Genomic DNA, 21,140 nt, shown 5'->3' with positions numbered 1-21,140 from the left:
AACACAGTGCGCGCAGGGTATTAGGATAAGTCCTGCCGCAAACCGTTCGCCCATTGCTGCAACCCCAAGATGCTTGCGCGGCCAGGAAGGCCACGCCGGATTCAACTGTATGGCCGGGCTCTCATGTGCGTACCCGGCCCTGCAATACCGCACGCAGGCCGTCAGGCTGCACAGAACAGGGATTGTTCATGAACGTATCTGCTCGTCCGCAGAAAAACGCCCCAGGTTTGCTCGCCCACGTCAGTCGGGGTGTACTGATTTCGCTGGTTCTAGCGGTCAGTAGCGGCCTCAATGCTGCATCTGTCAGCACTGATACCAAGGTTAGTGCGCTGCAAGCCAGCCAATACCGCACGTGGATTACCCAGATGAAAACCTTGCCACGCGGCCCCTTTGCGCGCCTGCGCTGGTTTTGCGCCGACGGCCGGGTGCTGCCGCCCAAACCATACGCTTGCGGCAAGCGCGGCGGTGAACAGCATGGTGAGTGGAGCGCTAAAACTAAAAAGATGCGCCAGTCTGGATTCCTGATCGCCAATGTACTCGCCGATGCTGACGCCAAATCCATCGCTGAGCACTATTCGCCAGACGGTGAATTACAAGCCATTCTGATCGAGCAATTCTTACTTAACGTCGATGACGGATGGATTCTGCGCAAAGCACGCTTCTATCGTGGCGCATTTCAGATAGAAAGCGAGGAGCGCGTCGGCAACCAGATTCTGACCCGCCTCACGGCTGCGAACCAACCGATAGCCGAGCGCTACGCCCTGATCTTAGAAGCAGTCAAAAATCTGCCCTCGACCCGTGGCGACCAACAACTGTTAAGCACCGTACGCAGCAGTGCGGTGGCGATACAAAACCAAGTGCCGCGTTTTGGCACGCTGCGCAATAAAATCCACGGCAAACTCGATGCTAAAGATGCACAGCGCGTGCGCGAGTTTGCCCGCGATTACCAAGGGCGCAGCGTGCACAAGCAGATGCTCACCCTGGCGGCCCACATTGACTCAATATTTGCCTTTGAGCGTATCAGCAAAGTGGTGGCTGATTTAGCCCAGAGCCAACCGGCGATCTTTGCCTCGCTTGCGCAGCAGTGGTCTGCAGCCAAAACGCCAGGTCAGCAGTATCTAGTACTGGCAAGCGCCAGTAAGAAACTACGCGAGCAAATTGAGCAATCGCCCAAAAACCGTATTGAGCGGTTCAACCAAATCGCCCAACTTGAGCAGATCGTCTTTGCCAAAGGTCGCCAATTACTGGCCTCACCCGACACATTAACCCGCATGAGTCGCGCCGACTTGCTCAACCTGCTAGCGGCCAGTCACGACATGCTTTACGGCGTCGGCTTGCTCACGGAAGCGGAGCTGCAACAGGCCGACAGCAGTATCCAACAAGCACAGAAATCAGCGGATAAAGAATTAACCCTGGCGCCTATCAACGCTTGTTAAAAGACCTTGATCGCGTCCCCGTCTGGGCAGAGCGGCGCTTGCAGTTCTTCTTCCAAGGCCAAGTGCAACGCTTCAGCCTGATCGAACCTAAAGCGCATGACTATATTCCGGATCGCTTACGCGGCTCGCCGCTGCTGATATACACCGCGGTGCTCAACCAACTGAATAAAGACTCATCACGTCTCAGTGGTATCAGCCATCGCTTCTTTAAAACGCCAGTTAGTCGCGGGTTTCGCGTACTCAATCCCGGCGTTGCCCGCGGCCTGCTACTGACACCGCAAATGCTCGCGGCTAAACGCACACCACCTGAAGGGCTGATTCTGGTTGTGCCCGAAACATTGGCCGATTTACCCGCTGTCACCGGTTTGCTCACCGCTTTTGAGGGCAACCAACTGTCACATGTGCAATTGCTCGCGCGGAATTTGGGCGTGCCCAATGTGGTCGTTGGCCCGCAATTATTAGCCAAGCTGAAACCGCATTACGGTCAACGTATTGAGTTACTCGCCAGTGCGGGCGGCGTGGTTGAGGTTCGTCAACTGGCAGCCAATGAAGCGATTGGCCAGACCAGCGCAGGCCAACAGAAAAGTGCCGTGACCATCACTGTCGATGCCGACAAGCTCGATTTAACACAAACCCTGGCGCGCTCAACTAATGAGTTAGACAGCAGCGACTCAGGCGTCAGCGTTGGCCCTAAAGCGGCGAAGGTGGCGCAGCTGAGTAAGCAGTTCCCAGGCCAGGTATCTCCTGGCTTGGCCATTCCATTTGGCACCTTCAGAAAACTGCTCGACGACAATCAACATGCCAGTGGCGTAAGCATGTTTGAGTGGATTCGCAGTCAATATAAAACGCTTAACACCTTGCACGGCACCGCCAAAACACAAGCACGGCGAAAGATGCTCAGCGAGCTGCGCAGTTGGTTCATGACGGTCAAACTTGACCCTGAATTTGTCGCCGACTTGAAACGCAAAATGCGCCGAGAGTTCGGCCCCGATGGCAGCTACGGCGTATTCGTGCGCAGCGACACCAACGTTGAAGACTTACCCGGTTTCACTGGCGCGGGTTTGAATTTAACCGTCACCAATGCGGTTGGCTTCGACGTGATCTTGCACGCGATCCGCGAAGTTTGGGCATCGCCTTTCAGTGAGCGCGCTTTCGGCTGGCGGCAAGCCCGCATGAACCAACCGGAGCACGTTTACACTGCGATCCTGCTGCACAAGAGTGTGGCGTCGGATAAATCCGGGGTACTGGTCACAACAGATGTGTTCAATCAGCAGCCCGACAAGCTCACGGTGGTTCTCAATGAGGGCGTATCCGGCGGAGTCGATGGATTGTCCGCACAAAGCGTGCTGATTGATAAAGCCAGCGCCCATGTCGACCTGCACACCAGTGCCACCGCCCCTTACAAAACCGTACTGCTGAAATCCGGTGGGGCCACACAGGTGCCTGCGAGCGGCAAAGCCCGGCAGTTGAGCGCAGGCAATGTTAAGGATTTGATCACCTTCAGCAATAACGTCGGCCAATGGTTCAGCGATGATCCGCACGCCATTGCCGATGTCGAGTTCGGCTTTCTCAATGAGCAATTCGTGCTGTTTCAGATTCGCCCGTTGGTGGAATCAAAGGTTTCGAGCCTCGATACCCGTCTGACGCGACTGGATCAAGCGCTAAACAAAAGCGCCCATAAAACCGTCGACCTGAAACGCCCCACTGAATAATTCGCTCAAGGAATGAGGCCCAACATGAAGTATTTTTTGCGTGGTATTAGCGCCTGCTTACTGACGCTGAGCGCCGACCTCAGTTACGCCTATCCCGTCGACGGCTACCCCGAAACCGGCATCCGCCGTTTGGAATATTACCGCCTGGGCGATGCCGGATTAATCAAAGGCAAAAAACTCTATGAAGGCGCCAGACTCCTCACGCCAGCGGTGATGCCGCGCCTGCTCGACACTCAACAGAACGCCGTTGAATTGCCCAACGCAGACCGCCAGTTGAGTGCAAAGCTGGGCAAATTAATCCCCTCTCAACCCAGCCGTTACAGCATCAGTCTGCTGGATTTATCCGACCCCGATAAACCGCTGTATGCAGAACATAATCCAGGCTTTCGCGATAACGTCGGCAGCGTAGGGAAAATGTTGGTCGCAGTTGCCCTGTTCGCCAAGCTGCGCGACATCTACCCCGACGACACGGACAAGCGCCAGGCGATTCTGAAAAACACCCGCGTGGTAGCCGACTCGTTCAGCCTGCGTGACAGTCACACTGTACGGTTCTGGAATGTCGAAAAGCGCACCTTGCGCCGCGCACCACTGCGCCCCGGTGACAGCGGTAATCTTTACGAATACCTCGACTGGATGCTGTCGCCCAGCTCCAACTCAGCGGCGGCTATGGTGCAACGAGAACTGGTATTGATGAGCCACTTCGGTAAGCGCTATCCCGCTCCGAATAGCGAAAGCGCGGCATACCTAAAGAACACCCCCAAGAAACAATTGGGCGAGGTGTTTCTCAACGCCATGAATGCTCCGCTGATTGAGTTGGGCATTGATACCAGCAAACTGCGCCAAGGCAGCTTTTTTACCCGAACCGGTAAGCAACGTATTCCCGGCACCAGCAGTTACGGCACCAGTCGCGAGTTGATGAAACTGCTCTACCTGATGGAAGCCGGGAAACTGGTTGATCAGTTTTCCAGTATCGAAATCAAACGTCTGATGTATCTCACCGAACGGCGGATTCGTTATGCCTCGCACCCCAATATGTATGGCGATGCGATTTACTTCAAATCTGGCTCGCTCTACAGCTGCGTAAAAGAAGCCGGCTTTAGCTGCGGCAAATACAAAGGCAATAAACGCAACTTGCTCGCCTCACTGGCGATTGTCGAGTCACCCGCCAAGCAGCGTAAGTATCACTATCTGGTGGTTGTGCAATCCAACGTACTGCGCGTGAATTCGGCAGTTGCACACCAAACACTGGCAGCCCGTGTAGCCAAACTGGTGGCAGCACAGCATCCCGATAAAACCCCGTAGTTGACCACAAGGCAAAACTCCCTAACCGCGATTGACTGCGTGTCACTGGCGGTTTTCATTTGGCAGCTCGGCTATAAACCATGACCCAAACACTCAGCTTATTTGAGCGCACGCTCAACCTCTTCACTCGGGTACGGGCTGGCGAGGGCCGCACTGTCGCCGTTTTCGCGCTGTATGCGGGCCTGATTATCATCTCGTATTACATCTTTAAAAAGCTGCGCGAACCCCTGGTTATTGCGTCCGCATCTGCAGACGCCAAAGCCTATTCAACTGCACTGGCGGCTTTGGTGTTGTTGCTGTTTATGCCGGTTTACAGCTCGCTGTTTCGTGCGGTCTCGCGTGAAAAGCTGGTGATGATTCTGGCATTGGCCTTTGCTGCGATGGGACTGATATTTGCCGCGTGTTACCAAGTTGGCATGAATATCGGCTACGCCTATTACGTCTGGGTATCGATTTATGGCGTGGTGATGGTGGCGCAGTTTTGGGTGTTCGCCAACGGCTCGTTCAATGTCAAAAGCGGCAAGCGTTTGTTTCCGATCATTTTAATGGGCGCATCCGTGGGCGGCTTGATGGGTGCGCAAATCGCCAGTTGGGTGCTGAGCTATTCGGGTGTGCTCAGCGGCTTGCTGGTGGCATCGCTGGTGATCGCATCAACCGCTGCACTGCCCTACTTTGCCCGTAACACCGTGCCGAAAGATTCACGCTGTATCGACTGCCATTTATATCAACCCAAAGCCAGCGGGCTGCTGGGCGGAATCAGCGTGGTGTTTAACTCCAAGCTGCTGCTACTGATTGCTGGCTACGCGTTGATACTGAACATTATCAACAGCAGCGGCGAATATATTTTTGCCCAGGCGTTGCTCGACCATGTCGACAGTCTGGGCATTGTAGATTTGCATCAGCGACAAAATTACATCGGTCAGGTGTATGCCCAATTCAGTTTCTGGGTGACAGCAATTGCACTTGCGTTACAGCTATTTGTGGTCAGCCGGATATTCATTCACTTCGGCATGCCGGTGGCCATTCTAGTTATGCCTGTGCTGATGACTATTGGCTACTTCCTCGGCGGTTTTTTACCCGTTTTCAGTTTTATTTACCTGCTCAAAGTAACGGATAACAGCCTTGATTACTCTATAACTAACACCGTGCGTCAAACCTTGTTCTTGCCTGTTACCCACGAGGAAAAGTTTGAAGGCAAAACCGCAATTGACACCTTATTTTGGCGCTTGGGTGATTTATTTCAGGCGGGTTTGATCTACGCATCGATCCACTGGCTGGGCTGGGGGATCGCTCAACTGATGATGTTATGCGCCGTGTTAGGCGTTATCTGGATTGTGTTTAGCCGCCTGATCAGCACTGAGTATCAACGCCGCATTGTTGAACATCCGGGTGAAGCACCGAAGTTGAATGCGCCGTTTGATGAAATTCCGGTAATGCCCGGCAGAGAGCTGTTATTTCGCATCCCCAGCAATACATTCACCGCAGCAGACCCGAGTGACTGCTTACACCTGAGCGCCAAACAGGCAGACGGTTCAGCGCTGCCAAGCTGGCTTAACCTACATGAGAAAGAGGCGCTGTTCAGGGGCGTGGCACCGCATGCCTTGAGCCCACTGAGCCTGAAACTGACGGCCAGTGACGACGCGGGGCTCTGCGCACATAACCATTTCGTACTGCAACCCATCGACCCGACTACTCATTACTAAAGGGCTTGAATATGCAGTTTAAAAAACTATTTTTCGCCACCTGCATGCTGTTCACTTTGAGCACTACCGCCGTTACCGGACATGCCGCACCATCGGCTGTAGCTGATCAGGATTTCCCCAAGCAAGCCGACCCACACTTGCAGACACTGCTTGATTCAGTGGTCGACAAACGCGGGATTTCTCAATTGGTGAAGCAAAAGAAAATCTCCATCACACTGGTTGATATCAGCCAGGTGAAACAACCGAAGATGGCCAACATCAACGGCGACACTACGCTGTACGCGGCGAGCTTGCCTAAGCTGGCGATCATGCTGGCGGTGTTCGAAGAAATCTCACAGGGCAACCTTGAGATGACGCCATCACTGCGCACCTCGTTGGATGCAATGATTAAGCACTCATCCAATGTTGAAGCCTCAAGGCTTTACCACCTTGTGGGGCCTGCCCGCATTGCCGAGATTTTGCAGTCTGAGCGCTATCAGCTCTACGACCAGGACGCCGGTGGCGGACTTTGGGTCGGCAAAGAATATGGCAAAGAGGGTGCGTGGAAACGTGATCCGCTGGAGCATGTCAGCCACGGTGCGAGTGGCCTGCAAGTCGCACGCTTTTACTACATGCTGGAACGCAGTGAGTTGGCCTCGCCAGAAAACTGCCCGGTGATGAAAGACATACTGGCTGACTCAGCAATCAACCATAAATTCGTTAAAGGCATGAACACCATTCACCCCGATGCACAGGTGTTCAGAAAGTCTGGGACATGGCGTGATTACCACGCAGACAGCGCCATTATCGAGCGCAAGGATGGTCGCCAGTACATCGCCGTTGTACTCGCACAAACCACGCAGGGCGGTAAATTACTCGAACAATAATTGTCGATCTCGACAAAATTATTGATCAGACGCCTGTGGAGGCAGGTTAATCGCCGGGGTCTATCAACCCTCTAAACGCAAACGGCCCCAGCAGTTTTTGCTGGGGCCGTTTGTGTTACACCGCTGACACTCAGAAGTGGAAGTTGGTGCTCAGCAGCGCCGTACGGCCAGCAGCAACGTGGGCGTAGTGGCTGGCGTAAACCTGATCGTAATAACGCTCGTCGGTCAGGTTCTGCACGTTGAGTTGCAGGTCCAGCGACTCGCTGACACGGTACTTGGCCATTGCATCGTAGCGCCAGTAGTCAGGCACTTCGATGGTGTTGGCGGTGTTGCCGAAACGCGAATCGACGTAGTTGGCGCCCGCCCCCACACTCAGGTCTTGAGTGATGTTGTAGGTGGTCCAGAAGCTGAAGCTGTTTTCTGGAGTGCTCGGGATATCGTTGCCGTCGTATACACCTTCAACGCCGCTGACCGCGCCGCCGTCCACCAACTCGCCATCGAGGTAGGTGTAGCTGGCGAATACCTGCCAGTCACGGGTGATCTGGCCAGTAGCGCCCAGTTCGAAACCATCAACCTTGGTTTCACCGATATTGCGTGTGGTGCCATCAACATCGGCGACACGGGCGTTGGTTTTCTCGGTGCGGAAGATAGCCGCATTCAAGCCCAGACGGTTGTCGAAAAGGTCCCACTTGGTGCCGATTTCGTAGTTACGGTTACGCTCTGGTTCAAGCGATTCAACAGCGGCGCTCAGGCTGTCCGCACCTTCACCCGCGGTTTCACCGGCCGGGTTGCTGGAAGTCGACCACGCCACATAGATGCTGCCGTTTTCAGTCGGGTTGAACACCAGACCGGTCTGGTAGCTCCAGAAATGGCTTTTGTTCTCGTACTTGAAATCACCTGCTGGCGTGGTACGACCGCCAGTGCTGTAACCGCTAGAGGTGGTCTCGTAGTCGTCGTAGCGCAAGCCGAGGTTCAACGACCACTGCTCGTTGAATTTCAGCGTATCAAACACATAACCCGCCAACGTGTCGGTGTCAGTGTCGGTATAGGCCTGGCTGTCGGTGATGGTGCCAGTCCAGCCCGAATCCGGATTCGGGTTGCTCAACGAGGTGCAGTCGCCATTGGCAATCAACGCCGCATTACAGGTAGAACCACTCACCGCAGAAGTCACAACATAAGGGCGGTTATGCACGCCCTGACGGCTGATTTCGATACCGGTTACCAGCGTGTGCTCGATGCTGCCGGTGTTGAACAAGGCCTTGAGGTCGGTCTGGTTGATCCAGCTTTCGTTGGTTGAGTTACGGCTCTTGGCCGAACGATATACAAAACCATCATCGACGTTGCCACGGCTGTCATCCGGGTTACTCACCACGTAGTCGAGGGTGGTGCGCGCCGCGCGGAAGTTGTTGCTCAGTGTCAGGTTGTCGTTCAGGTCATGCTCAAGCTTGATCGTGCCGGCATCACTGGTGCTTTCGCGGTAATCACGCGAGTCGATACCGTAGAAGTTATCTTCATCGGTGTTCACCGGTGTACGGATCGGGTTGCTCGCGCTCGCCTCAGTCAGAGGAATGCCGTAGTCAGGCATGTCGTCTGTTTCAAGGTGATAGTAAGACAGCGTCAGACGCGTCGGCGTATCAAAACCAAAGGTGATAGTCGGCGCAACGCCCCAGCGGCTTACATCGACACCATCGCGACCGGCGACGTTGGCTTCATGCTTGAGCAGGTTCAAACGCCCGGCGATGTTGTCCGCCAACTTGCGGTTCACATCCAGCGTATAGCGGTGAGTCTGGTCGGAGCCGTAGGTGAAGCTGGCATCACCGAAGTCATCCATTTTCGCCGACTTGCTGATCAGGTTAAGGCTACCACCGGTAGAACCTGCACCCGTGTAGGCAGAGCCCGGGCCTTTGCTGACTTCGATCTGCTCGACGTTGAAGATCTCGCGGGTCTGCGAGCCAACATCACGCAGGCCATCAATAAAAGTATCGCTCTCGGCGTTGAAGCCACGAATGATCGGGCGGTCACCGGCAGGGTTGCCACCCTCGCCCGCACCGAAGGTGATGCCGGAAGTGGTGCGCAATGCATCTGCAAGGCTCAGCGAGCCGGTATCCTTGATCACCTGATCAGAAATGACCGTAACGCTTTTTGGGGTTTCGCGCAGTGGCGCGGTGTATTTAGACGAAGCCGACTCAGCTTTGTATTCGCCTTGTTGTTGGCCAGTAACAGTGTCTGACCCCAGCGATAACACCTCATCGGATGTTTTCTGCTCTTCTGCCTGCGCCCAACCGGCAGACATCGCGGTGGCGGCACCTACCGCCGAAACCAAAAGCCGCGTTTTGAACAGATTACCTTCAACTCCACCACGCATGAATCAACCTCCCCTGTGAATTTCAGCGCCAATCTTAAATCGCAATCACAACGAATTACAATTACTAACGATTCGCATTTGACAGAAATTTAAATTAGTATCACGTCCTATCAAATACCCGTATCCCCTCTTGGCACACGTTGTCATTCAGCCATCTGGAGCTTTCCATGCTTGTCCACATACCTGCAGTCTTCACCCGCGACGAAGTCCTGCGTATTCGCGAGGCACTTGAGGCGGCGCAGTGGGTGGATGGCAAAGTCACGGCGGGTTACCAGTCGGCGCAAGCCAAGAACAATATCCAGTTGCCCGAAGGCAGCCCGCTGGCCAAGGAAATCAGCCAGGCCATGCTTGAGCGGTTATGGCAAAACCCGCTGTTCATGTCTGCCGCCTTGCCCAACAAGGTCTTCCCGCCCCTGTTCAACTGTTACCGCTCCGGGGACGATTTCGGCTACCACATCGACAACGCCGTGCGGCAGGTCAAGGGCTCTGCTGAACGCGTGCGTACGGATCTGTCATCAACGCTTTTCTTCAGCGACCCGGATGAATACGACGGCGGCGAACTGACCATTCAAGACACCTACGGCGTGCAGCAAGTGAAATTGCCAGCTGGTGATCTGGTGCTCTACCCGGCAAGCAGCCTGCACAAGGTGGCGCCGGTCACCCGTGGCGCTCGTTTTGCTTCGTTCTTCTGGACCCAGAGTCTGGTCCGCGAAGACAGCCAGCGCGCCTTGCTGTTCGAGATGGATAACGCGATTCAGCAACTCACCCAGGATGTGCCCGATCACCCGGCACTGACCCAACTCACCGGCAGTTATCACAACCTGTTGCGCCGCTGGGTCGAGGTTTAAACGCTGTGGACTATGTGCTGCGCCGCCGCGAGCCAGAAGCATCCAACAACCCTAACGCAACTGCAGCCGACAACCCACGGCAAACTGCGCAGTGGCTGCTTGCCTGCGCCGCTCAAGGCGAGCTTGAAGCGCAAGCGCTGCTCGGCCAGATATTGCTCGATGGGCATGGTATTCAGCGCGACCCGGCATTGGCCCGGCGCTGGTTTTCTATTGCCGCTGCGCGCGGTCACTCCATGGCCATCAACATGCTCGGCCGTTGCCATGAGCATGGCTGGGGCGGCGCGACGGACTTGCCTGCTGCGCTGAACTGCTATCAGACAGCAGCAGCCAAGGGGTTGGATTGGGCCATGTATAACCAGGCCAATTTGCTTGCTACAGGTCGCGCCGGCGTGGTTGATTTAGCACAAGCATTCTGCCTCTATCAGCAAGCCGCAGAACTGGGCCATGCCAAATCAATGAACCTGCTCGGGCGCTTTTATGAGGAAGGCACGGTTGTTCTCGCCGACCCGCAAACAGCCCTTGAATGGTTCCGCCGCTCGGCGGAAGGTGGCGATTTCCGAGGCCAATTCAGCTACGCCGGAAGGCTGCTGGAACAAGGCGACCTGACGGGCGCAATCAGCTGGTTCAACACTGCACTGGCGACGGGAAACTTGAATTTTTTACGCAGTGCCAGCCGCACGCTGCAGGGGCTCAACCACCCCGAGTTATACGACATCAGCCAGCGTTATGCAAAGCGGACAGCAGAGTTAGAATCCAGCGTCTGACACCTGTGCGGAGCCCGAAGATCCAAGCCTGATCAGGCAGCATGCAGCGCAATCAAGCATTTCAACTGCGACAAAATACTGTGCGCGGACGTCGCTCGATCTGCCGACTGTTTCTGCTCACGTCTAGCGCAATGGGCAGGCGGCGCGCCGCCTGCTCATCACCTGATGACTGAACCTTACACCTGCGCCTCAAGGTTTTTCTCACACAGTGAAGCGGCAAAGCGGGCGATGCGCTGGCATGCGTCACGCAGAGGCGCTTCGCCCAGCACCAGACCGAGGCGGATATGGCCGGCGGCGCTAGGCCCGAATGCCTCGCCCGCCAGCACCGACACGCCGCATTCATCAAGCAGTTGATTGGAGAATTGTTGAGCGGACAAACCCGTCTCACGAATATCAACCATCACAAACATTCCGCCATCGGGCTTCAATGCGCGAATGCCCGGGCAATCTGCCAAACGCTCACACACCAGATCGCGGCGCTGACGATAAGCCTCGCGCATGGCGACCAGCTCCGGCAGTTGCGTTTCAAGGGCAACGCACGCAGCGTGCTGGACGAAATCCGGCAAGCCATAGAGCATGCACAAAGCCAGGTTGGTCAGATGATCGGCCAACTCTCGCGGCGCGACGACCCAACCGACTCGCCAGCCGGTCATGGCGTGCGACTTGGAGAGGCTGTTGATCGTAGCCGTGCGTTCAGCCATGCCCGGCAAACTGGCCGGGCTGATGTGCTCGCCTTCGTAAAGTAATTCGCTGTAGACCTCATCAGAGATCAGCCACAAGTCATTGCCAATACACAGTTGCGCCAGTGCTTCCCACGTAGCCTTGGGCAAGCTGGCACCGGACGGGTTATGCGGGCTGTTGACAGCAATCGCCCGGGTGCGTGGCGTGATCAGCGCCGCAACATCTTCGGCCTGCAGGCGAAAGCCATTTTCGGCACGCACCGGCACCGGTATTACCTTGGCACCACAAGCACCGAATACGGCCTCGTAGGTGACATACATCGGCTCGGCGACAATCACCTCATCGCCGGGATTGAGCACACACTGCGCCACACTGAAAAGTGCGCACTGGCCGCCCGCCAACACCACCACTTGCTCAGCCTCAACATTCGCTCCGCTGCGCTGGTTATGCCGCGCGGCAATACGCTCACGCAGCAACTGGTTGCCGCGCACTTCGGTGTAGTGCGTGTGGCCATTGTTGAGGCTGTCGATGGCTGCCTGAACAATCGGTTGCGGGGTGTCGAAGTCCGGGTCACCCACAGACAACAGCAATACATCTTCACCCTGTTCCTGGCGCGCCAGCGCGCGGTAGTGAATATCCCAGGCTGCAGCTCCTTCACCGGCAATACGTCGAGTCACATCAGAAAATCGCATCATGCTCTCCCGCCTGCGCTTACTGCGCGCACGTGTGTTTGAGTTCAATCAGGGTCACGCCAGCATGGGCAAAACCACTGTGTAAATCAGCTTCCAACTGCGCCAGGCTTTGTGGCTCGCGCACTTCACAACCGAAGGCACGCGCCAGCGCTGCGAAATCCGGATTACGCGGCAACACACCTATCGGCTCGATATCCAGCCCGAGCATGTCGTCACGAATCTGCCCCAGCGCATCGTTGTTCCACAGCAACACCACTAGCGGGCTGTCGAGTTCCTCAACCGCCGTGGCCAGCTCTTGTGCGGTGTAGAGAAAACCACCATCGCCGACCAAGACCAACCCGGGCCGTTGCGGGGCACCAAACTTGGCACCGATTCCGGCAGGCAAGCCATAACCAAGCGTGCCGTAACCGGTTGGATGCAACCAGCTGCGTGGCTGCGAGCTGGCAAACGCATAGTTACCGGTGTAGGCCAACTGGGTCATGTCGGTGCTGATAAACGCATTTGCAGGCAAAGCGGCCTGCACACGATCGAGAATAGCCTGATGAATTTTCTGCAAGGGGCCATGCGCGGCTTTGACCGCCGCCTGTACTGTGGCCACGGCATCCTGCGCCTCGCCAGAGGCAGCGTTTGCGGCAGGCAGTTGCTCAACAAGCGCGCGCACTGTGTGCTGCGAATCCCCTTGCAATGCCAGCGCACAGGGATAGAAATCGTTGAACTTGCGCGGGTCGATGTCCACGCGAATGATCTCGCCAGTCAGCGGTAAACGTTCGCGCCAGAAATCGGTATCAGCCATTTCAGTGCCGACGGCCAGCACCACATCAGCCTGCTCAATCAGCTGCCAGCCTGCTTCAGTGCACAAGGTCGAACCGGCATTAAGCGGCTCATCCACGGCCAACAGTCCCTTGCCGGCAACGCTGGTAAACACTGGCGCGGCTAAACGCTGGCTCAGTTGCTGTACCTCGGAAGCAGCGTTCAAGGCACCGCCACCGGCAATAATCATCGGCCGTTTAGCAGCCGATAATTTGGCCGCTGCGGCTGCCAGCACCTCAGTCGCTGGCACCCCGCGCGTCGGACGCCGCACCACCTCAGCGGTCCAGTCCCGGGCAATCGGCGCTGCCAGCACATCCAGCGGCACCGAAATATGCACAGGCCGGGGCCGCTCGCTGTCGAATACCGCGTAAGCACGGGCGATCAGTTCGGGCAGGTCTTCGGGCGTTAGCGCCACGGCCGAAAACGCCGTGATAGGTGCCGTCAGCGCACGTTGATCCTGAGTCTCGTGCAGGCAACCCCAACCTTTGCCCAAGCTGGCGGTATGGTTGACGCTGGAAATCACCAGCATTGGAATCGAGTCCGCATAGGCCTGACCGATTGGCGTCGAGGCGTTGGTAACGCCGGGGCCGGTAATCACAAAGCAGACGCCTGGCTTGCCGGTTACACGGGCGTAACCATCGGCCATGAATCCCGCACCCTGCTCGTGGCGAGTGAGTACGTGACGTATGCCGCTGCCGGGCAAGCCTCGGTATAGCTCGAGTGTATGCACGCCAGGGATACCAAATACGGTATCGACCTGATAGTTGGCCAGCAGGCGCACCAGCGCCTGCCCCCCGGTTAATGTGTCTTGAGTTTGCATCAAAAAATCCTCTTTGCTACGCATAGCCGAAGCCAAACGAGCGCCGCTGTTAAACCGAAAAGCGCACCCGACGTTTAAGCTGCACAACCAACAATGGCCCGACACTCAACATGACCGGGCCATTGCAATGTGCGCGTGGTTAGCCTGGGCTGAGCGCGGGGTTGTTCAACGCCTGCGCATCCGAGCGATCATTTTCCGGCGCGTGCAACGGCATGATCTTGATGCAAAAGATGCCGTAGATCAGCGCGATGATCGGGTTGATCCAGTTGAAGAACGCAAACGGCGCGTAAGACAGTGTGGCGACGCCCAAGGTGGCGGCCATGTATACCGCGCAAGCATTCCACGGAATCAGCGAAGACGTTACCGTGCCGGCATCTTCGATGGTGCGCGACAGGTTCACGGCTGCCAGCCCACGGCGCTTGTACTCTTCTTTCCACATTTGCCCCGGCAGCACCAGCGACAGGTACTGATCGCCGGTCAGCACATTGACCCCAAGGCTGGTTGCCAGCGTGGCGCCGATCAGCGCACCGACCGAATGCACGCTGCGCACGATCAGGCTCAACAGGAAGCGGATGAAGCCGATGCGCTCAAGCACCGCAGTCATCATCATCGAGCAAAACACCAGAAACGCCATAAACACCATGCCGGCCATGCCGCCACGGCTGAGCAGGCTGTCGACAACCTCGTTACCGGTTTGTGAGACAAAGCCGGTGGCCATTACGGTCCACAACGCTTTAACCACCATGAGCGGATGCGCCAGCTCACTTTCACCCATAAAGCGTTCAATGACCGGCATCTGAAACAGCACGGCGAATACGCAAGCCAGCACACTGCACAGCATGATCGCCGGGAATGCCGCAACTTTACGCACCGACAAAGTCAGCAATGCCACCAGCGGAATAAGGTTGTACCAGGCGATATTGAACGAACTGGCCAGCTGCGCCTTGAGCGCCTCGACATTGGCAACTGAATCACCATGTACATCGGCCTTCAACGCCAGAATAGAGAACAACACCAAGGCGATGATCAAGCTCGGCACCGACACCCAGGCCATGTGGCGGATATGGTCGAACAGGTCCGCTCCGGCCACTGCCGGCGCCAGATTGGTGGTTTCCGAAAGCGGCGACATCTTGTCACCAAAGTAGGCCCCGGCAACCACAGCACCCGCGGTAATTTCAGGCGACAGACCGAAGCCGTGCGCGGTGCCCATCAGGCCGACACCAATGGTCGCAGCGGTGGTCCAGGATGAGCCGATGCAGATCGATACGATCGCGCTGATAATGCAGGCCAATGGATAAAAAAAGCCGGGAGATAACAGACTCACTCCCGCATAGAGCAGTGTTGGCACTGTACCGGCAATAATGAACGAGCCGATCAGGACACCGATAGAAAGAAAGATAAAAATGGGTGCAATGGTTTTCGAGTTGGTGGCGATCACCTCGCGTTCCAACTGCTCCCAGCTGATGCCGTTTTTCATGCCGATGAGCGCCGCAAAGCAGCCCACCATAATCAGCGCGAGTTGCAATGGACCCGACATGGGATCATCGAAAAGGCTAAGAGAGCCCGCGATCAGCGCCAGTAAGACGCCAGCGACCAACACAGCGTCGATCGCAGAAAAGTTACGCAGCTTCATTTTTTTATCCCTAATACTCGTCAGGTCTGTTGCCTGACCTCCACTTCAAGTATTCACGGGAGATGTAAGCGCTGATTGACCGCAATGAAAGGACATGTAAGAAGTCGTAACAGCTTTGTTACAAGTCCAGCAGCTTGTTGCGTGCAGCGCTAACAGCCGCTGCCGTATGTTGCAGCAAGCGCTTCAATGGCTCGCGAGCCGCTGTGCATGCTGGCCCATCCTCGCGCTCTGCGGCCGCTTCAATCGTGTGCAGCGTATCAGCCAAATGCCGTGCACCCAGCGACTGGCTGGAGCTGGCCAGACGGTGTGAGTGCGCAACAATCTCGGGATAATCGAGCACTGCCAGTGCATCCAGAAGAGCATCGGCCTGCTGCAAGCTGGTTTGCAGGAGTGCCAACAAGTGCTCCAGTTTTTTATTGCCGAGCAACTGCTGATGGGTTTCCAGCACATGGGAATCCAGCGCGGCCTGATCGGGCCCGGCGGGCTTGCATTGCGCGACGTCGGCCAGCGCCTGGCGTAAACCTGGCAGCTGTACCGGCTTGGCGATAACACCGCGCATGCCTGCATCCAGATAACGCTGGACCATGGCCGGTTGCAGGCTCGCGGTAAACGCATAGATAGGCGTGTTCTGATTGAGCCCTTGCGGGTCTTGGCGCACCTGCTGACAAACACCAATGCCACTGCCGCCGGGAAGATGTTCATCGAGCAGAATCATATCGAAGAGATGGCGCTGGCATGCTTCAAGCGCCGGAACAACATCATCCACCATCGTCACCCGATGCCCCTCTCGCTCCAGCAACCCTTGCGCCACCTCGCGGTTGATTTCGACATCTTCGACCACCAGCACATGCAGTGATGCAATTGACTGTGCAGGCTGCGAGTTAGCCGGTTCACTCAAGGCCTGGCGGGTAATCGGCAGGCACAGCTCAAAGTAAAAACGACTGCCCTCGTCTTCACGACTCTGCAGAGTGATTTCACCGCCCATCAATTCGACCAGATGTTTGCAGATCGCCAACCCCAGACCAGCGCCACCGACGCGCTCATCAGCCTGAACGAAACGCTCGAAGATGTGGGTTTGAATAGCTTCGGGAATGCCGATCCCATTATCTTCCACAGCAAAGCCCAGCCGCTGATTGCCATCTTCCCAGCCCAGCAACTCAACGTGCAAATGCACACGTCCGTGCTCGGTGTACTTGATCGCATTGGCCAGTAAGTTCGTCAGCACTTGGCGAATAAACTGCTCAGGGCCCACACAATTACTGTGCAGACTCGGGTCGATGGTTAGCTGCAGACGGTTGTGATTGGCGTGTGCGTTGGGCTCAAGCAAGGTGAAGACTTGCTCGCACAATTCGCGCAGACCAAATTCAACCGACGAAGCCCGAGCCTCGCCACTGTCGAGCGTGGCAAAGTCGAGCAAGTCGTTAAGCAACGCCAGCAATCCTTCACCTGCTTTCTGCAAGGCGCCCAGCCTGCGCTGCGGCAACTCGCCAACAGTGGCCTCGTGTAACAACTCGGCCATGCCCAGAATGCCATTGAGCGGCGTGCGTAACTCATGGCTCATGGTCGCGAGAAACCGTGACTTGGCCAAGTTGGCAGCCTCAGCCTCTTCCTTGGCCCGGTGCAAACTGGCAGTACGCCGCTCGACCATGCGCAGCAGTTCATCCTTCTTGCCTTGCAAGGTGATTCGGTCTGCCTCGCTACGGCGGCGATCCTCAACAATCGCCTGACGCATTTCATCAAGGGCGCGGGCGACCGCATCGATTTCGTCCTCAACTGAATTCAGCGTCTTGTCGAGTTGCAGCGGCTGCTGCCATTGGCCCTTGGCGAGTTTGCGCGAGAACTCGGCCATCGCCAGCAAGTGCCGGGTCACCAATCGGTAGAACAACCACGACAAGGTGATTGCCAGCCCACAAATGAACAGTCCCATCCACAGCAGATTGGTCAGCCCGCTGGCGACCAGTCGGCGATGTACCGCAGCGATATCAATGCCGACTTCAAGTGTTCCGAGCGCGCGCGGCGCCTGGTTCTCGACCTGAAAGCTAAGGGGGAATTGTTCGACCTGAACCGACTCCAGCTCCAGCTTGCTGCCGTGCGTTATGTTGAAGTCATTGCTGGAAAGACGTACCCAGGTGATATCCGGAAAATCAACCAAGCCCTGCAACTGCACCTCAAGCTGATTGCGATTGAGGTCCCACACGCTGCGCTCGATGCTGGCTTGATAACCATTGCGGATCAATTCCAGACGTGAGGCGATATTGCTCATTTCACGCTGGTATTCGAAGTACATCTGCACGGCACTGGCCAACAAGGTGAAGCACAGGCTGAACAACAAGATGAACCGCAGCAACCGCTGCGACACGCCACCGGACGGTGTAACTTCCAGCGCAATCATGGTGCTGCCTGCATGGCCCGGTAATCCTTTTCACTGTCATGCAGCCATTGTTCGACCTCTCCGGCATCCACAATCCGCTGCAATTCTTGGTCAATTTCGGCCATGTGCGCCGCTAACGGCGAACGTTTGGAGACGGCGAAGTAAAGGTGATCCACAGCAACTGGCACTGGCAACACCTGAATGTTTTCGGCGCCAGCCAGGTGTTCGACGAACAACTGCCCCGTTCTGCGCTCCTGGGCAATGAAGTCGATTCGGCCGCGCACGAGTTTGCCGAAGTTCTGCCGGTTGCTGGTGACCCACTCGATGTTGCCGTTCTCGGCCACAAACTTGTCGAAGGCCTGCCCATAGCTTTCACCGAACAGCAATCCGCCGCGATACCCCTTGAGGTCTTCAAGCTTGTTGACTGTCAGGGGTTTATCACTGTTATAGAACAGCGCCACCTCTTCGCGCAGTAAAGCGACCTGACTGAATAACAGGTCTTTTGATCGCCCCTCGGTGCGGTAAGCGATGACCATATCGACTCGCCCTTGAGCGACGTCAGTCAAGCAGCGCTTCCAGCTGCCCAATACAACCACTTCAACCGGCATATCCAGGCGGGCAAAGACTTCACGCACAGCATGCGGGGCCAGACCACGGACTTCACCTGAGTTATCGCGCCAGGAAATGGGTGGATAAACCGGGTAATCACAGTAACGAATGGTCGCCATTGGCGAGTCGCCGGCCGGGGCCAGCTCAGCCGCGTTCGCCGCCAGCGCAGGCGTCAATGCGATGAGCATGAAGAGGCGGATAAAAAGCCGGCTCATTGGCGGCTGCTGACGTCTGAGCTGAACAGATAGCCCGCGCCGTGAATGGTGATAATTAACTGAGGGTCCGCCGGATCGTCACGCAACTTGCGCCGCAGTCGACCCACCAGCACGTCGATAGAACGGTCATTGGGCACCCATTCGCGATTACGCACCTGATCCATCAACTGATCGCGACTCAAGGTCTGCCCGGCATTGCGCAGCAACGCACTGAGCAATTGAAACTCGCCGTGCGTGAGCAGGTTTTCATGGCCTTCGGCGTCGATCAGGCGGCGCCGGTCGATGTCCAGCGCCCAGTCACCGAAGTATTTGATTTGCCGGCCCTCTTCGCTGCCAGCCGCCTCTGACTCGAGCGATTGTGCATGGCGAACGCGACGCACCAGATTCTTGGCCCGCGGGACCAGTTCACGGGGGTTAAAGGGCTTGACCACGTAATCATCGGCGCCCATTTCAAGGCCGACAATACGGTCCACCGCATCATCGCTGCCGGTGATCAGAATGATGCCGACTTCACTGCGTGCGCGCAGTTCGCGAGTCAGGGTAAGGCCATCCTTGCCCGGCAGGCGGATATCCAGCATCAGTAAATCAATCATCTGCTGCTCAAGGATTGTCTCTGCTTCTTCAGCTGTTTCGGCGCAAAGCACCTCATAGCCATCACGCTCCAGATAAGCCTTCAGCATCTCGCGGATGACCGGATCGTCATCAACAATCAGGACACGGGGTGTCGCCATCATCATCTCGCCCTCGTCGCCTCATGGTGCGATGATTATAAAAGGTATCGCTGTTCCATCAGCTTGCCGAGTGGCGCGCAAAGCGACCGCCTTGCCTGAAATGCGCCACGCCTGCGAATTGCAACGGCAAAGGTGGGCGTGCGCCAGCGGCGGGCAAATATTGAAATTGCTGCGCGCCAGCGTGAAGCCAGTTTGTTGCCACTGCAGCTTTGTGGGGCAATAACTCTACAGCAACAGCCAGGCCTACTTAAACGATTTAGCCCGGCCATCGCCTCGTCAGGCCACAACGTGCTGACGCAGACGGCTCTGGCTGCGCGTTCCAGGCCCGCTCAGCAGCCAGCCACAGCAGACCTACCCTTAAGGGGAATGGGCAAGCGGCCGAGTCATGGTCAATATGACCCCACCAACCAATTCGAAAAAAGAAAAAGGTGGGATTTAGTTTGAATAAAACCTTCGTTGCAATTTTCAGTATGGGCCTGGCTTTCAGCCCACTAACCAACGCTGCAAGTGAGACCAAGCCAAACACCCTGCACCTGTATAACTGGTCAGATTACATTGGCGAAAACACCATCAGCGACTTCGAGAAACAAACGGGAATCAAGGTCGTTTATGACACGTTCGATTCCTACGAGACAGTTCAAGGCAAGCTGTTAACCGGGCGCTCCGGCTACGACCTGGTACTGCTAAACGCCGCTTTAACACCACCGCTGATTGAGGCTGGAGCCTTCCAGAAGCTCGACAAAAACCAGCTCAAAAGCTGGAACAACCTTGACCCGCTAGTCCTCAAAAATCTGCAAAGCTACGATCCGGGCGTCGCCTACTCAGCGCCTTATACCTGGGGCAGCAATGGCGTTACCTACAACGTCAAAGAAATCAAAGAACGCATGCCCGACGCCCCCATTGGCTCACTGGCCATGATCTTCGACCCCAAAGTGGTGTCGAAATTTGTAGACTGCGGCGTGACCATCACCGACTCCCCGACCGATGTATTACCGCTGGCGTTGAAGTACCTCAACCGCGACCCCAACAGTGCCAGCAAAGAAGACCTCAAAGCCGCCGAAGAAGTAATCTCAGCAGTACGCCCTTATATCCGTAAATTTGACTCAGTCAGCTACCTCACAGGCTTAGCTAATGGCAACCAGTGCATGGCGATGTCATGGTCCGGCGATTACGCCACAGCCCAAGCCCGCGCAGACGAAGCCGGCTCCGATGTGAAGTTGGATTACTTCATTCCCAAAGAAGGTTCACTGATCTGGTTTGATGATTTCTACATCCCGGTCGACGCACCCAATCCCGGCAACGCGCATAAATTCCTCGAGTTCTTGTTGCAGCCCGAAGTCATTGCACAAGTCAGCGACTACATCCATTACGCCAATAGCAACAAGGCCGCAACGCCGATGCTTAAAGCCGAAGTCCGTGATAATCCGGCCATTTATCCAGACGACGAAACGCGCGCCAGACTATTCACTCAGCGACCTAAATCGCCCGCAGAAATACGTCGAATTTCCCGTACGTGGAACACCATCAAAACCGGTTACTAATCGCCACGGAGCTTCTGCGCAAGAAGCTCCAGCTAACCGCA

15 protein-coding genes are annotated in these 21,140 nt (G+C 56.2%); 8 read left to right on the top strand and 7 right to left on the bottom strand.

The genetic code is table 11. The annotated features are described in order from the left end of the window. The first annotated feature begins 188 nt into the window (after positions 1-188). The 5 genes from FEZ62_RS06495 (at position 189) to FEZ62_RS06475 (ending at position 7,019) form a co-directional block, all read left to right on the top strand. Complete coding sequence (locus FEZ62_RS06495; RefSeq protein ID WP_172927198.1) at positions 189-1,436, top strand: hypothetical protein; 1,248 nt, start codon at positions 189-191, stop codon at positions 1,434-1,436. Between the two features lie 38 nt (positions 1,437-1,474). Further along, complete coding sequence (locus FEZ62_RS06490; protein ID WP_172927197.1) at positions 1,475-3,148, top strand: PEP/pyruvate-binding domain-containing protein; 1,674 nt, start codon at positions 1,475-1,477, stop codon at positions 3,146-3,148. 24 nt (positions 3,149-3,172) lie between these two features. After that, complete coding sequence (locus FEZ62_RS06485) at positions 3,173-4,450, top strand: hypothetical protein (protein ID WP_172927196.1); 1,278 nt, start codon at positions 3,173-3,175, stop codon at positions 4,448-4,450. A gap of 80 nt (positions 4,451-4,530) precedes the next feature. Then, on the top strand, positions 4,531-6,153 hold the full coding sequence (locus FEZ62_RS06480) for an ATP translocase (protein ID WP_172927195.1): 1,623 nt from the start codon (positions 4,531-4,533) through the stop codon (positions 6,151-6,153). An 11-nt stretch (positions 6,154-6,164) separates the two neighbouring features. Then, positions 6,165-7,019: a serine hydrolase gene (locus FEZ62_RS06475; protein WP_172927194.1), complete on the top strand. Its 855-nt coding sequence runs from the start codon at positions 6,165-6,167 to the stop codon at positions 7,017-7,019. A gap of 130 nt (positions 7,020-7,149) precedes the next feature. On the opposite strand, the gene FEZ62_RS06470 is transcribed toward FEZ62_RS06475, so the two are convergent. Then, positions 7,150-9,384 (bottom strand): TonB-dependent siderophore receptor, encoded by a 2,235-nt coding sequence (locus FEZ62_RS06470; protein WP_069898053.1) that lies wholly within the window; start codon positions 9,382-9,384, stop codon positions 7,150-7,152. A gap of 167 nt (positions 9,385-9,551) precedes the next feature. Between FEZ62_RS06470 and FEZ62_RS06465 the strand changes: the two genes are divergently transcribed. Together FEZ62_RS06465 and FEZ62_RS06460 are read left to right on the top strand one after the other, a co-directional pair. Then, positions 9,552-10,232, top strand: coding sequence for a Fe2+-dependent dioxygenase (locus tag FEZ62_RS06465; protein WP_090509652.1), 681 nt, complete (start codon positions 9,552-9,554; stop codon positions 10,230-10,232). 14 nt (positions 10,233-10,246) lie between these two features. Next, positions 10,247-10,996: a tetratricopeptide repeat protein gene (locus FEZ62_RS06460; protein WP_345940434.1), complete on the top strand. Its 750-nt coding sequence runs from the start codon at positions 10,247-10,249 to the stop codon at positions 10,994-10,996. A gap of 176 nt (positions 10,997-11,172) precedes the next feature. On the opposite strand, the gene FEZ62_RS06455 is transcribed toward FEZ62_RS06460, so the two are convergent. The 6 genes from FEZ62_RS06455 to FEZ62_RS06430 form a co-directional block, all read right to left on the bottom strand. Further along, positions 11,173-12,369, bottom strand: coding sequence for a pyridoxal phosphate-dependent aminotransferase (locus FEZ62_RS06455; protein WP_172927270.1), 1,197 nt, complete (start codon positions 12,367-12,369; stop codon positions 11,173-11,175). 19 nt (positions 12,370-12,388) lie between these two features. Next, on the bottom strand, positions 12,389-13,999 hold the full coding sequence (locus FEZ62_RS06450) for a 5-guanidino-2-oxopentanoate decarboxylase (RefSeq protein WP_172927192.1): 1,611 nt from the start codon (positions 13,997-13,999) through the stop codon (positions 12,389-12,391). A 139-nt stretch (positions 14,000-14,138) separates the two neighbouring features. After that, complete coding sequence (gene nhaC / locus FEZ62_RS06445) at positions 14,139-15,632, bottom strand: Na+/H+ antiporter NhaC (protein ID WP_150547647.1); 1,494 nt, start codon at positions 15,630-15,632, stop codon at positions 14,139-14,141. Positions 15,633-15,750: 118 nt separating this feature from the next. Next, the gene (locus FEZ62_RS06440; protein WP_172927191.1) at positions 15,751-18,024 is read right to left on the bottom strand and encodes an ATP-binding protein; all 2,274 of its coding nucleotides are present in this window, start codon (positions 18,022-18,024) and stop codon (positions 15,751-15,753) included. After that, positions 18,021-18,731: a transporter substrate-binding domain-containing protein gene (locus FEZ62_RS06435; protein WP_242454910.1), complete on the bottom strand. Its 711-nt coding sequence runs from the start codon at positions 18,729-18,731 to the stop codon at positions 18,021-18,023. Before FEZ62_RS06435 ends, FEZ62_RS06440 begins: the two co-directional genes overlap by 4 nt. Positions 18,732-18,823: 92 nt before the next feature. After that, positions 18,824-19,561: a response regulator gene (locus FEZ62_RS06430; protein WP_150547650.1), complete on the bottom strand. Its 738-nt coding sequence runs from the start codon at positions 19,559-19,561 to the stop codon at positions 18,824-18,826. Between the two features lie 467 nt (positions 19,562-20,028). On the opposite strand from FEZ62_RS06430, the gene FEZ62_RS06425 reads away from it, so the two are divergent. After that, entirely contained in the window at positions 20,029-21,099 is a 1,071-nt protein-coding gene (locus tag FEZ62_RS06425) for a polyamine ABC transporter substrate-binding protein (protein ID WP_172927268.1), read from the top strand. Positions 21,100-21,140: the final 41 nt, after the last annotated feature.

Source organism: Pseudomonas sp. MS19 (assembly GCF_013277615.1).
GTDB classification, from domain to species: domain Bacteria; phylum Pseudomonadota; class Gammaproteobacteria; order Pseudomonadales; family Pseudomonadaceae; genus Aquipseudomonas; species Aquipseudomonas marincola.
This window is presented reverse-complemented; position numbering and strand designations above follow the sequence as displayed.

Coding starts and splice junctions, on each gene's coding strand:
- FEZ62_RS06495 (WP_172927198.1), top strand. CDS start 189: ATGAACGTATCTGCTCGTCCGCAGAAAAACGCCCCAGGTTTGCTCGCC.
- FEZ62_RS06485 (WP_172927196.1), top strand. CDS start 3,173: ATGAAGTATTTTTTGCGTGGTATTAGCGCCTGCTTACTGACGCTGAGC.
- FEZ62_RS06480 (WP_172927195.1), top strand. CDS start 4,531: ATGACCCAAACACTCAGCTTATTTGAGCGCACGCTCAACCTCTTCACT.
- FEZ62_RS06475 (WP_172927194.1), top strand. CDS start 6,165: ATGCAGTTTAAAAAACTATTTTTCGCCACCTGCATGCTGTTCACTTTG.
- FEZ62_RS06470 (WP_069898053.1), bottom strand. CDS start 9,384: ATGCGTGGTGGAGTTGAAGGTAATCTGTTCAAAACGCGGCTTTTGGTT.
- FEZ62_RS06465 (WP_090509652.1), top strand. CDS start 9,552: ATGCTTGTCCACATACCTGCAGTCTTCACCCGCGACGAAGTCCTGCGT.
- FEZ62_RS06455 (WP_172927270.1), bottom strand. CDS start 12,369: ATGCGATTTTCTGATGTGACTCGACGTATTGCCGGTGAAGGAGCTGCA.
- FEZ62_RS06450 (WP_172927192.1), bottom strand. CDS start 13,999: ATGCAAACTCAAGACACATTAACCGGGGGGCAGGCGCTGGTGCGCCTG.
- nhaC (WP_150547647.1), bottom strand. CDS start 15,632: ATGAAGCTGCGTAACTTTTCTGCGATCGACGCTGTGTTGGTCGCTGGC.
- FEZ62_RS06440 (WP_172927191.1), bottom strand. CDS start 18,024: ATGATTGCGCTGGAAGTTACACCGTCCGGTGGCGTGTCGCAGCGGTTG.
- FEZ62_RS06435 (WP_242454910.1), bottom strand. CDS start 18,731: ATGGCGACCATTCGTTACTGTGATTACCCGGTTTATCCACCCATTTCC.
- FEZ62_RS06430 (WP_150547650.1), bottom strand. CDS start 19,561: ATGATGGCGACACCCCGTGTCCTGATTGTTGATGACGATCCGGTCATC.
- FEZ62_RS06425 (WP_172927268.1), top strand. CDS start 20,029: ATGGGCCTGGCTTTCAGCCCACTAACCAACGCTGCAAGTGAGACCAAG.